The following is an 11,574-nucleotide window of genomic DNA, read 5'->3' on the forward strand; positions in this document are numbered from 1 at the left end:
CTTTTGATCTTGTCTTTTAAAAATCAAAGTCAAAAGATCGCAGCCTTCGGCAGCTCCTACACAGGGGATTTGTGTCGACCATGAGTTTTCTGCAGGCGAAAAAAAACGCCCCGAACCAGTCGGGGCGTTTTCATGTGTGGCTCAGCAGCGGGGAATTACTTGCCTTCCCAGCGCTTCAGTACCAGCGTGGCGTTGGTGCCGCCGAAGCCGAAGCTGTTGCTCATCACGGTGTTGATGGTGGCGTTCTCGCGGGTCTTGGTCAGCACCGGCAGATCGGCCACTTCCGGGTCCAGCTCGTCGATGTTGGCGGAACCGGCAATGAAGTTGCCTTCCATCATCAGCATGCAGTAGATCGCTTCGTGAACGCCGGCGGCGCCCAAGGAGTGACCGGACAGGCTCTTGGTCGAGCTGATCGCAGGTGCCTTGTCGCCGAACACTTCACGCACACCTTTCATTTCCGCAACGTCGCCGACCGGAGTCGAAGTGCCGTGGGTGTTCAGGTAGTCGATCGGCGTATCAACGGTGGACATCGCCATCTGCATGCAGCGGATCGCGCCTTCGCCACTCGGGGCAACCATGTCGTAGCCGTCGGAGGTCGCGCCGTAGCCAACGATTTCCGCGTAGATTTTCGCGCCACGGGCCAGAGCGTGTTCCAGCTCTTCAACCACGACCATGCCGCCACCGCCAGCGATGACGAAACCGTCACGGTCGGCGTCGTAGGCACGGGAAGCTTGTTCCGGGGTGTCGTTACGCTTGCTGGACAGCGCGCCCATCGCGTCGAACAGGAACGACTGGCTCCAGTGTTCTTCTTCACCGCCACCGGCGAAAACGATGTCCTGTTTGCCCATCTGGATCTGCTCCATGGCGGTACCGATGCAGTGAGCACTGGTAGCGCAGGCAGAAGCGATGGAGTAGTTCAGGCCCTTGATCTTGAATGGCGTGGCCAGGCAAGCGGAAACGGTGCTGCTCATGGTCCGCGTTACGCGGTATGGGCCAACGCGCTTCACGCCTTTCTCGCGCAGGATGTCCAGCGCTTCCATCTGGTTCAGCGTGGAAGCACCACCGGAACCAGCCACCAGGCCAGTACGCGGATTGGACACTTGCTCTTCGGTCAGGCCGGAGTCAGCAATGGCGTCTTTCATGGCCAGGTAGGCGTAAGCCGCTGCGTGGCCGACGAAGCGATAGATCTTGCGATCGATCAGCTCTTCAAGGTTGAGGTCGATGGAGCCGGAAACCTGGCTACGCAGACCCATTTCGGCATATTCCGGGTTGAACCGGATGCCAGGGCGGCTTGCACGCAGGTTAGCGGAGACGGTCTCTTTGTCATTGCCCAGGCACGAAACAATGCCCAGACCAGTGATAACGACGCGGCGCATGCGAATAACCCTTAGAAGTTGTCAGTGGAGGTGAACACGCCGACGCGAAGGCCTTCGGCGGTGTAGATTTCGCGACCGTCGACAGTCACCGAACCATCGGCAATGGCCAGGTTCAGCTTGCCCTTGAGGACGCGTTTGATATGAATGTTGTAGGTGACTTTCTTGGCGGTCGGCAGCACCTGACCGAAGAATTTCACTTCGCCCGAACCCAGCGCACGGCCGCGGCCCGGCAGGCCTTGCCAGCCCAGGAAGAAACCGACCAGTTGCCACATGGCATCCAGACCGAGGCAGCCCGGCATCACCGGATCACCTTCGAAGTGGCACGCGAAGAACCACAGGTCAGGGTTGATATCCAGTTCGGCGACCAATTCACCTTTGCCGTACTTGCCACCTTCTTCGCTGATCAGGGTGATGCGATCGACCATCAGCATGTTCGGGGCGGGCAGTTGCGCGTTACCTGGGCCGAACAGCTCACCGCGACTGCAGCGCAGCAGATCTTCCCGAGTAAAGGCGTTTTGTTTGGTCATGCGAGCTCCTCAATAATCCCATGCGGCAGGTGGGGCAAATCTTCCCGACCGTTCGAAGCGTTCATGCCTCGAACCGGCAGCCTACTCATAGACTATTGCGTTGTGGTGAAAGTCACAGCACCAAGGACATGAATGTACACTTGTGCACTGAAATTTTTATTCAAGCCCCTTTTGAGGCTCGTTCGGGTGCCTAAGACTGCCGCACTTTCGCTTTTCACGCCAGTCGCAGATGGTCGAAAGGCCCACACTACGACACCCAGCGCTGCAGAATCTGCTGCAGATCATTACGTTTGAACGGCTTCGCCAGATAATCGTTCATACCCGCCGACAGACAGGTTTCGCGGTCACCCTGCAACGCGTTGGCGGTCAGCGCGATGATCGGCACGTCGCTGCGTCCGGGCAGGCAACGGATCTGCCGGGTGGCCTCATAGCCATCGATAATCGGCAACCGGCAATCCATCAGAATCACTTCAAAGTCGCTGCCCTCGGCACTGCGTACCGCTTGTGCGCCATCGGTGGCGACACTGACAGTAAAGCCCAGACTGCGCAGCATCGCTTCGATAACTGTCTGGTTCACTGGATTGTCTTCGACCAGCAAGACATTGCGGCCTTCACCATGACCCTTGCCATTGAGCGCGCGCGGTGCGGCCAATGGCGGCAGCGCTTGCTTATAGAGTGCCAGCGGAATTTCCAGGGTGAACACCGAACCGCGACCTTCCTCGCTCTGCGCGCGCAAGGTGCCGCCCATGCGCTCGGCCAATGTACGAGCAATCGGCAGACCGAGTCCGGTGCCGCCGTAGCGCCGTGAAATCGAACTGTCGGCCTGTTGGAAGGCGTTGAACATCAGCTCCAGACTTTCAGAAGAAATACCGATGCCGCTGTCACGCACAGAACAGGTGAACCACAGCAGTTCGTGATCCAGCGACTGCCACTGCGCCTCGATGCTGACCCGGCCCTGTTCGGTGAACTTCAGCGCGTTGCCGACCAGATTGACCAGAATCTGCCGGATCCGCGTCGGATCGCCTTGCACCTGCAAACCGCGCATGTCGTCCGGGATGCGCAGATTCAGCGCCAGCCCTCGCTGCACCGCGCTGTGCTGGAACGACTGCGCACAGGCGCCGATCAGCTCGGCAAGGTTGAACGGGATGTGCTCCAGTTCCAGCTCCGAACGTTCGATGCGCGAGAAGTCGAGAATATCGTTGATGACTTTCAGCAGGTGTTCGGTGGACTCCGAGGCGAGGGCGGCGTATTCGACCTGTTCCTCGGTCATCTCGGTGGTCTCCAGCAATTGCAACATGCCCAGCACACCGTTCATGGGCGTGCGCAGTTCGTGGCTCATCATCGCCAGAAAGTCGGATTTGGCGTTGTTGGCCTTCTCCGCCTCTTCACGGGTCTGGATCAGTTGCGCCATGGCTTGATGCTGCTCGCGGCTGGCCTGTTCCAGCGCCTGGGCGAGGTTGTTGATGTGCTGCGACAGCGCGCCCAGTTCGGTGTCATCGACGATCGGCAGCGGGGTTTTATAGTCGCCGTCCTGAATGGCTTTGACCGCGTCGCCGATATCGCGAATCGGTTGCGACAGGCTGCCGGCCAGGCGCCGCGCCAGAACGAAGGTGAAGAGCAGGGCGAACAGCGCGAGAATCCCGGCCTTGAGCAGGATCTCCTGCTGGCGCTGGCTGAAGGCATCGTTGGACAGACCGACGATCACCCGTCCCAGATAGTCCTCGCTGGCCGCGCCATTGCTGACTTTGCCGTCTTGGAAGAAATCGTTGTGCAGGGCGATGCGTTGCAAGCGTACCGGTGCCTGGAACACCTCGACCTGATGTGGCCGGCTGTGCGCAGCGGCAGGTTGTTCGACGTACACCAGAATCCGGTTGGCGCTGTCCTGCACCTCAAGAAAACGTACGTTGGGCGTGGCCAGTGTGGCTTTGAGCAGGCTTTCCAGCACTTCGTTGTTGCCGGAAATCACCCCGTATTCGGTGGCGGGCGCCAGTTGGTTGGCGATCAATTGGCCGGTGTGGTTCAGCTCCTGACGCAAATCCTGAATGCGCACGAAGGTAAAGAAGCTGATCAACAGCAAGGTCAGCAACAGCGCCGGACCCAGGCTGATCAACTGGGTGCGGGTGTTGATGTCCCAACGGCGACGGAAACTCATGGGCGGCGTTCTCCTTCAGCCAGTGCGCTGGCAACAGATGCGTCGTTCAGCGGTTCGATACCGAGTGAACGAGCGACCTGCGCATTACTTGAGACTTTAGAACGTGCGGGGTAGAGCGTCCGCGGCCAATTGGCCGGCGGTTGGTCGAGCAATTGATCAAGGATTGCCAGCCAGTCGTTCTGATCGCTGTAACTGCTGGCCAGGCTGCCAGCGCGGACGAACGCAACGTTGGGTCCGACCAGTGCGACTTGCCGTGAGTAGCTGCTGAGCAGCAGGTTTTTTGCGGTTTTCGGGTTATACAGGTCGGGGTCGTCTAGCCCCAGCAGCACGTCGCTGTTCTTCAGCACGGCTTGTAGAGGGCGGCTGTCGTGGGTGTTGTCCCAGCGCTCGCTGACGATTTGCAGATTCAGCGGCGCGGCGGCGAGATTCAGCTCCTTGAGGAGGAATTCGCTGTGTTCATCGAACAGCACGCCGATCCGCCGTGCCTGAGGCAGAATGCGCCGGATCAACTGCAACTGGCGGCTCAGCGGCGGATCACTCCAGAGCAAACTCAGGTGTGCCGGTTGCGCGCTGCCGAGACGCTGGCGGGCTTGCAGGCGGCTGATACGCAGCACCAGCGTTGCCGGGCCTTGGGATTCTTGCAGACGCCAGTCGAGGCTCGGCAGATCGAGCAGAATCAGCCGTAGACTGGCGGGCAGTTTGCCCGGTGCCGGCAGACTGGCCAACGGCTGGAAGCGCACGTTGTCGGTCGGGCGCAGTTCGCTGAGTGCCTGCACAAACGCTTGCACGCCGGGGCTTTCCTCGGCGCCGGTCAACAGAATATCGGCGGCCTGCACCGCCACGCCATGCAGCCATGCGGTCAGAAACAGACATACCCCGGCCAGCCAGTGGCCAAAGGTTGGCAGCTTCCGTGACGGCCCGTAGCGCATCCTAGAACTCCAGCTCGGCGCTGAAATACATCACCCGACGCTCGTCGTAATTATTGTCGACGAAGGTGGTCGGCTCATGGTCGAGGCGCTGTTGCAGCACGCCGGCCAGTTGCAGCTGGGCTTTGCCCAGCGCAATGCGTTTGGCGATACGCGTATCGACCCGTTCGAAACGGTAGCCATTGAGCGCGTTGTCACCGTAATAGAAGAGGGCGCTGTTCCAGCCATGGCCCCAATCGCGCAGCCAGCCGGCCGATCCGCTGTTGCGCGAGGTGAATTGCTGATCCAGCGGATTACTCGCTTCGGCATCGACGAACGCGTAGGTGAAACGCAAGCGGTCGGCGAGGCTCACGCGCCAGTCGAGCTGGGTTTCGGTGCCACGAAAGCGTGAGCTGTTGGCGTTGCTCGCAATGTATTGGTTGTTGCGCAGCGGCTCGCTGATCATCCCGGTGATTTCGTCGTAGAACAGCTTCACGTCGAGGGCCAGACCGAGCTCGGCGAAATAGCCGTTGTAGCCCAGCTCGCGCGAGCGCATGTGTTCCTGGTCGAGGTCACCCGGACCGCGGGTCTTGACGAAGTAACGTGCCGAAGACTGGCCGAAGGCGGAAGGGTGCAGGTTGCTGACCTGATAGCTCCAGTTGACATTGTTCTCGAACATGTCCGGCGAGCGGATCGCCTCCGAGTACACCGCGCGCAAGCCGTGACGCGGGTTGATCAGGTAATTGACGGCAAATCGCGGGGTCAGCGAACTGCCGATCAGTTGCGTGTTTTCAAACATCGCACCGCCCTGCAACAGCCAGTGTTCCGTGGCACGCCATTCCAGTTGGCCAAACGCGCGCCACGTGGTGTCGTCCAGCGTGCCATTGAAGTAGGTTTCGGAGTCGGCGCGGTCGTAACGATAGTTCATGCCGCTGACCAGACGCAGACTGTCGGACAGGCTGAGGGTGTCCTGCAGTTCGAGGTCGTAGCGCGATTCGCGGGCACTCTGGTCGATGTCGCCGCACAGGGTTCGACTGGCGCCGTTGCGCCACTGATCGAGCACCTGATTGGCCAAGGCCATTTCCTGCGGGGTACCGGGCTCAGCGCCGGGGCCGGTGAAACGGGTGATGTTGCGCGCGAGGCGTTCGGTGTAATTCGGGTTGAGTTGCCACAGCTGTGTCAGCTCAGGGCTGAACGACACCTCGGCATCACAGGCGCGCCAGGTTTGCTGACGATCCCAGTGTTGCGCCGAGCCTTGTATATAGAGGCTGTGTTCGGGGTTGATGTCGAGATTCCAGCGCACTGAGCCGGCGTAATCCTTGGCCACCACGTCGGAATTGTTCCCGGCGGCGGTAATCCCGGAGAACACCGGGCGGTAGGTGTACGGTCGCTGGTTGGTCCCATCCTTGGCGTTGACCTGCCAGTCGAGGCTCTGGTTATCGCTGAGGGTGTGGCTGACCGCGAGACTGAAGCGATTCAAGCGACGGCTGTCGCGGTAATCGGCGCCGCTGCGCTCGCTGTCGAAGCCGTCATCTTCCTGACCGGACAGCGACAGGCGCAGATCACCGCCATTCCAGCTGGTGCCCTGGCTGGCGTAAAAATCATTGATGCCGCGCTGGCCACGGGTGTACTTCAACCGCGTGCCGTGGCTGTCCGCCGGGTGGCGGGTGATGATGTTGACCACTGCCATCAACGCGTTGGCGCCATAACTGACGGTGTTCGGGCCGCGAAAAACCTCGATGCGTTCGATGTCTTCCATGGCCACCGGAATATCGCTCCAGTCCACCGTGGACAAACCGGCGCGGTACACCGAACGGCCGTCGATCAGCACTTGCATGCGCCGCGCTTCGCTGGCGTTGGTGCCGTGGTAATTGACTGCCGCCTGATTGCCGCTGATGTTGCCGACCATCATCCCCGGCACCAGGCGCAGCAGTTCGCTGATGTCGCGGGCACCGCTGGCGTTGATCAGTTCGCTGTCGAGTACGGTCATGCTCCCCGGCACTTCCGCTGGCGTCTGTTTCAGGCGCGTGGCGGTCAGCACCTGCGGCAGTGCTTCGTTGTCCATGAACAGGTCGTCCGCCATTAATACCGGGCTGAACAGCAGCGCCAGTAAGATGGACGAACGCGGGGACGCAGAGCCAAAAGACACGACACAACCTTGATAGCGAAGAATTGGCGCGCATGTTAACCGAGGGCAGCGACTTTTCCAGTCACGTTGCAGGCATTTTCCTAGGTTTTATTGGTCTTCTTCCTACAAGTGTCGGTAATTGTTGCTGGGGCTGGCCGCGCGTTGGCCGCCCCGTATAATGCCGCCATCGCCACTGGTATGGATTAACGGATTGCATATGACTGAACAGCGCCCGATTGCGGTCCTGGGAGGCGGAAGTTTTGGTACCGCCGTGGCCAATCTACTGGCCGAGAATGGCCATCAAGTCCGGCAGTGGATGCGTGACCCCGAGCAGGCCGAGGCCATCCGGGTCAATCGCGAAAACCCGCGTTACCTCAAAGGCATCAAGATTCTGCCGGGGGTGACCGCCGTCACCGACCTGCAGGAAACCCTCGATGCCTGTGATTTGTGCTTCGTCGCACTGCCGTCCAGCGCATTGCGCACGGTGCTCGCCGCCCACGCCGAGCGCCTGAGCGGCAAGATGCTGGTCAGCCTGACCAAAGGCATCGAAGCACAGACTTTCAAGCTGATGAGCCAGATTCTCGAAGAGATCGCCCCGAATGCGCGCATCGGCGTGTTGTCCGGGCCAAACCTGGCGCGCGAGATCGCCGAGCACGCGCTGACCGCCACCGTGGTCGCCAGCGAAGACGAAGAACTCTGTAAAGCCGTGCAAGCCGCGCTGCATGGCCGCACCTTCCGCGTGTATGCCAGCGCCGACCGTTTCGGCGTCGAGTTGGGCGGGGCGTTGAAGAACGTTTACGCAATCATCGCCGGCATGGCGGTGGCGCTGGAAATGGGCGAGAACACCAAGAGCATGTTGATCACTCGCGCCCTCGCCGAGATGACGCGGTTTGCGGTGAATCAGGGCGCTAATCCCATGACGTTCCTCGGTCTGGCCGGTGTCGGCGATCTGATCGTGACCTGCTCGTCGCCGAAGAGCCGCAACTATCAAGTCGGTTTCGCGCTGGGTCAGGGCTTGAGCCTCGACGAAGCGGTGTCGCGTCTTGGCGAAGTTGCCGAAGGCGTCAACACGCTCAAAGTGCTCAAGGCAAAGTCCCAGGAAGTCGGCGTGTACATGCCGCTGGTCGCCGGGCTGCACGCAATCCTGTTCGAAGGACGCACGCTGGAGCAGGTGATCGGTCTACTGATGCGAGCCGAGCCGAAAACCGACGTCGATTTTATTTCCACCAGTGGTTTCAACTGAGTGAGCCGGGAGTAGCAAGCCATGAACGATCCGAAAACCGAAGCCAAGTACGAATCCATCCTCCTGCGCGTGTTGTGGATGATCGTCTATGTGCTGGTCTGGCAAGTGGCGCAGTTCATCCTCGGCGCGGTGGTGCTGGTGCAATTGATCTATCGTTTGATCTATGGCGCCCCGAGCGCCAGCCTGATGAATTTTGGCGACAGCCTGAGCCAGTTTCTGGCGCAGATCGGCCGCTTCGGCAGCTTCCACAGCGACCAGAAACCGTGGCCGTTCGCCGACTGGCCAACGCCGCGTACTCCGGAAGGTGAGGCGCCACACGCCGTCGCGCCGGCGCCGCATCCGGTTCGAGATGAGGAACCCAAGCTATGAAACTCTGGGTATTGCGTCACGGTGAGGCCGTGCCTTACGGCTCGTGCCCCGATTCCGAACGGGAACTGACCGAGCACGGTCGCAAAGAAGCCTTGAGCAGCGCCGCCCGCTTGATCGGCCAGCCGCTGACGGCGATTTACGCCAGTCCTTATCTGCGTGCGCAGCAAACCGCGCAGATTGTTCGCGAAGCGCTGGGTTTCGAGCCGGAGATTCGCACGGTCGAGTGGCTGACGCCGGAGGTTGATCCGGACAAGGTCACCGACCAGTTGGTGTCGGTGAGCAATGTGCTGCTGGTCAGCCACAACCCGTTGGTGGGCAATCTGCTGAGTTATTTGCAGCATGGTGCCGGGTATCCGCCGGAGAAGGTCAGCACGGCCGGGTTGGCTGAGCTGGAAAGCCCTGAGTTGCTGATAGGTTCGATGACCCTCAATAGCCTCAAACACCCCTGAAGTTGTAAACACCGACCCCTGTAGGAGTGAGCCTGCTCGCGATGAGGCCATTTCAGTCGACATCAATGCTGACTGATACACCGCTATCGCGAGCAGGCGAAGGCCTACAGGTACCGCGTACACCATGAAATTATTTGTGTGAATTTTCCAACCAAGCACTTGCTTGGTTGACTACGCTTGCTCCAGACCCGAAAAACAGGAGCGAGTCGCATGTCTGCCGCATTCCGTTTGCCGCTGGACGTGTTTTACGAACGTGAAGCCCGGCACCCGCGCCAGCGCTTTCTCGTGCAGCCCATCGGTGGCGGACAAGTCGAGACCCTGACTTGGGCTGATGTAGGTCATCAGGCTCGATGCGCCGCACATTGGTTGCGCGCCCGCGAGTTGCCACAAGGCAGTCACATCGCCCTGATCTCGAAAAACTGCGCGCACTGGATCATCGCCGACCTGGCGATCTGGATGGCCGGGCACGTCTCTGTCCCGCTGTATCCCAACCTGACCGCCGACTCCGTCGCCCAAGTGCTCAATCACTCGGAAAGCGTTCTGGCTTTCATTGGCAAACTCGACGACTGGCCGAACATGTCCAAAGGCGTGCCGGCGGATCTGCCGACCATCAGCCTGCCACTGCACCCGCCCGGGGATTTTGATTTCACCTGGGCCGACCTGCAGCGCAGCTCACCGATTCAGGGCGATCCGCGTCCAGCCGCCGAACAACTGGCAACGATCATCTACACCTCCGGCACCACCGGCCTGCCCAAAGGCGTGATGCACAGTTTTGCCAATCTCGGTTTCGCTACCACGCGCGGCACCCAACTGTTCGGGCTTAACGAGAACGATCGGCTGCTGTCGTACCTGCCGCTGTGCCATGTCGCCGAGCGTATGTTCGTTGAACTGGCGTCGATCTACACCGGGCAGACCGTATTCTTCGCCGAGAGCCTGGAAACCTTTATCACTGACTTGCAACGAGCGCGGCCGACCGCAATGTTCGGCGTGCCGCGCATCTGGACCAAATTCCAGATGGGCGTGTACAGCAAGATCCCGGCGCAGCGGCTGGAGTTTCTCCTCGGCCTGCCGTTCATTGGCAAGCGGGTCGGGCACAAAGTATTGGCAGGCTTGGGGCTGGATGCTTTGCGCGTGGCGCTGTCCGGTGCAGCGCCGGTGCCGCAGACCTTGCTCGCCTGGTATCAGAAACTCGGCCTCGATGTATTGGAGGTCTACGGCATGACCGAGAGCTGCGGCTACTCGCATATCTGCCTGCCGGGGCAATACAAGCAGGGCTGGATCGGCAAGCCGTGCCCCGATGTCGAAGTGCGTATCGACGAGTCGGGCGAGGTGCAGGTACGCAGTCAGGCGAACATGCTCGGTTACTTCAAGGAGCCGCAGAAAACCGCCGATACCCTGACCGAGGACGGTTTTCTGCGCACCGGCGACAAGGGCGAGCAGGATGCTGAAGGGCGCCTGCGCCTGACCGGCCGACTCAAGGAAATCTTCAAGACCAGTAAGGGCAAATACGTCGCCCCGGCGCCGATCGAAAATCGTCTGGCCGTGCATTCACGCATCGAACAGGTCTGCGTGGTCGGTGACGGTTTGAGTGCACCGCTGGGGTTGTGTGTGCTGTCGACGGTCAATCAGGAGGAGGGCCGGGCGAGTCTGCATTCGAGTCTGGAAAAACTCCTGGAGGAGGTCAACGCCGCGCTCGACAAGCATGAGCGCCTGCGCCGATTGGTGGTGGTCAAGGACAGTTGGGCGGTGGAAAACGGCTTCCTTACGCCGACCCTGAAGATCAAGCGCAACGTCATCGAAGACACCTACGGCGCGCGTTTCGAAGAATGGAGCGAGCGCAGCGAGGCGGTGCTGTGGCAGGATTGAGCGACGACTAAAACAACAAAGGAAGTCTGCGATGAGCTTGTGGCGTACCACTCCGAACATCGAGCAGTTGAACGCAATCCAGAAGAACACCATCGGCGAAGTGTTGGACATCCGCTTCGAAGCGTTCGACGAAGAATCGCTGACCGCGAGCATGGTCATCGATCATCGCACCCATCAGCCGTACGGTTTGCTGCACGGCGGCGCGTCGGTGGTGCTGGCGGAAACCGTCGGCTCGATGGCCAGTTACCTGTGCATCGATGCCAGCAAGTTTTATTGCGTAGGGCTTGAGATCAACGCCAACCATCTGCGCGGCTTGCGCAGTGGCCGGGTGACGGCGGTGGCCAAGCCGATTCATATTGGTCGCACCACTCATGTGTGGGATATCCGTTTGACCAGTGATGAAGGCAAGGCCAGTTGTGTATCGCGGCTGACCATGGCGGTTGTGCCGTTGGGTGAGCAGCCGCCCTCACCCTAACCCTCTCCCCGAGGGAGAGGGGACTGACCGAGTGGTTTATTCGAAGTACATCGACCTGAGATACCGAGTCGAATCCAGATTCGG

10 protein-coding genes are annotated in these 11,574 nt (G+C 60.3%); 5 read left to right on the plus strand and 5 right to left on the minus strand.

Annotated elements, in window-relative coordinates; translation table 11 throughout:
* Window positions 1–155 precede the first annotated feature (155 nt).
* The 5 genes from fabB to ACW9IR_RS26145 all read right to left on the minus strand — a co-directional run bounded on the left by fabB (window position 156) and on the right by ACW9IR_RS26145 (window position 7,109).
* Complete coding sequence (gene fabB / locus ACW9IR_RS26125) at window positions 156–1,376, minus strand: beta-ketoacyl-ACP synthase I (RefSeq protein WP_034155815.1); 1,221 nt, start codon at window positions 1,374–1,376, stop codon at window positions 156–158.
* An 11-nt stretch (window positions 1,377–1,387) separates the two neighbouring features.
* Window positions 1,388–1,903, minus strand: coding sequence for a 3-hydroxyacyl-[acyl-carrier-protein] dehydratase FabA (gene fabA / locus ACW9IR_RS26130; protein WP_003227150.1), 516 nt, complete (start codon window positions 1,901–1,903; stop codon window positions 1,388–1,390).
* Window positions 1,904–2,150: 247 nt separating this feature from the next.
* Window positions 2,151–4,055: an ATP-binding protein gene (locus ACW9IR_RS26135; RefSeq protein ID WP_457465509.1), complete on the minus strand. Its 1,905-nt coding sequence runs from the start codon at window positions 4,053–4,055 to the stop codon at window positions 2,151–2,153.
* A complete protein-coding gene (locus ACW9IR_RS26140; protein WP_457465511.1) occupies window positions 4,052–4,984 on the minus strand; it encodes an ABC transporter substrate-binding protein in 933 nt (310 codons plus the stop codon). Before ACW9IR_RS26140 ends, ACW9IR_RS26135 begins: the two co-directional genes overlap by 4 nt.
* Before the next feature lies 1 nt (window position 4,985).
* Complete coding sequence (locus tag ACW9IR_RS26145; RefSeq protein ID WP_457465513.1) at window positions 4,986–7,109, minus strand: TonB-dependent receptor plug domain-containing protein; 2,124 nt, start codon at window positions 7,107–7,109, stop codon at window positions 4,986–4,988.
* 196 nt (window positions 7,110–7,305) lie between these two features.
* Here ACW9IR_RS26145 and ACW9IR_RS26150 point away from each other — a divergent pair, with 196 nt between their 5' ends.
* The 5 genes from ACW9IR_RS26150 to ACW9IR_RS26170 all read left to right on the plus strand — a co-directional run bounded on the left by ACW9IR_RS26150 (window position 7,306) and on the right by ACW9IR_RS26170 (window position 11,490).
* Complete coding sequence (locus ACW9IR_RS26150) at window positions 7,306–8,331, plus strand: NAD(P)H-dependent glycerol-3-phosphate dehydrogenase (RefSeq protein WP_077574109.1); 1,026 nt, start codon at window positions 7,306–7,308, stop codon at window positions 8,329–8,331.
* 21 nt (window positions 8,332–8,352) lie between these two features.
* Window positions 8,353–8,700 (plus strand): DUF4389 domain-containing protein, encoded by a 348-nt coding sequence (locus ACW9IR_RS26155; RefSeq protein ID WP_008087808.1) that lies wholly within the window; start codon window positions 8,353–8,355, stop codon window positions 8,698–8,700.
* The gene (gene sixA / locus ACW9IR_RS26160; RefSeq protein ID WP_007917466.1) at window positions 8,697–9,149 is read left to right on the plus strand and encodes a phosphohistidine phosphatase SixA; all 453 of its coding nucleotides are present in this window, start codon (window positions 8,697–8,699) and stop codon (window positions 9,147–9,149) included. Before ACW9IR_RS26155 ends, sixA begins: the two co-directional genes overlap by 4 nt.
* A 210-nt stretch (window positions 9,150–9,359) precedes the next feature.
* A complete protein-coding gene (locus ACW9IR_RS26165; RefSeq protein WP_457465516.1) occupies window positions 9,360–11,015 on the plus strand; it encodes an AMP-binding protein in 1,656 nt (551 codons plus the stop codon).
* 31 nt (window positions 11,016–11,046) lie between these two features.
* On the plus strand, window positions 11,047–11,490 hold the full coding sequence (locus ACW9IR_RS26170; RefSeq protein WP_095051070.1) for a hotdog fold thioesterase: 444 nt from the start codon (window positions 11,047–11,049) through the stop codon (window positions 11,488–11,490).
* Window positions 11,491–11,574: the final 84 nt, after the last annotated feature.

Source organism: Pseudomonas sp. SDT291_1_S447, from assembly GCF_054070155.1.

Bases quoted from the DNA above. Each gene is read 5' to 3' on its own strand.
- fabB (WP_034155815.1), bottom strand. From the start codon at position 1,376: ATGCGCCGCGTCGTTATCACTGGTCTGGGCATTGTTTCGTGCCTGGGC.
- ACW9IR_RS26135 (WP_457465509.1), bottom strand. From the start codon at position 4,055: ATGAGTTTCCGTCGCCGTTGGGACATCAACACCCGCACCCAGTTGATC.
- ACW9IR_RS26170 (WP_095051070.1), top strand. From the start codon at position 11,047: ATGAGCTTGTGGCGTACCACTCCGAACATCGAGCAGTTGAACGCAATC.
- ACW9IR_RS26165 (WP_457465516.1), top strand. From the start codon at position 9,360: ATGTCTGCCGCATTCCGTTTGCCGCTGGACGTGTTTTACGAACGTGAA.
- ACW9IR_RS26150 (WP_077574109.1), top strand. From the start codon at position 7,306: ATGACTGAACAGCGCCCGATTGCGGTCCTGGGAGGCGGAAGTTTTGGT.
- ACW9IR_RS26140 (WP_457465511.1), bottom strand. From the start codon at position 4,984: ATGCGCTACGGGCCGTCACGGAAGCTGCCAACCTTTGGCCACTGGCTG.
- fabA (WP_003227150.1), bottom strand. From the start codon at position 1,903: ATGACCAAACAAAACGCCTTTACTCGGGAAGATCTGCTGCGCTGCAGT.
- ACW9IR_RS26155 (WP_008087808.1), top strand. From the start codon at position 8,353: ATGAACGATCCGAAAACCGAAGCCAAGTACGAATCCATCCTCCTGCGC.
- sixA (WP_007917466.1), top strand. From the start codon at position 8,697: ATGAAACTCTGGGTATTGCGTCACGGTGAGGCCGTGCCTTACGGCTCG.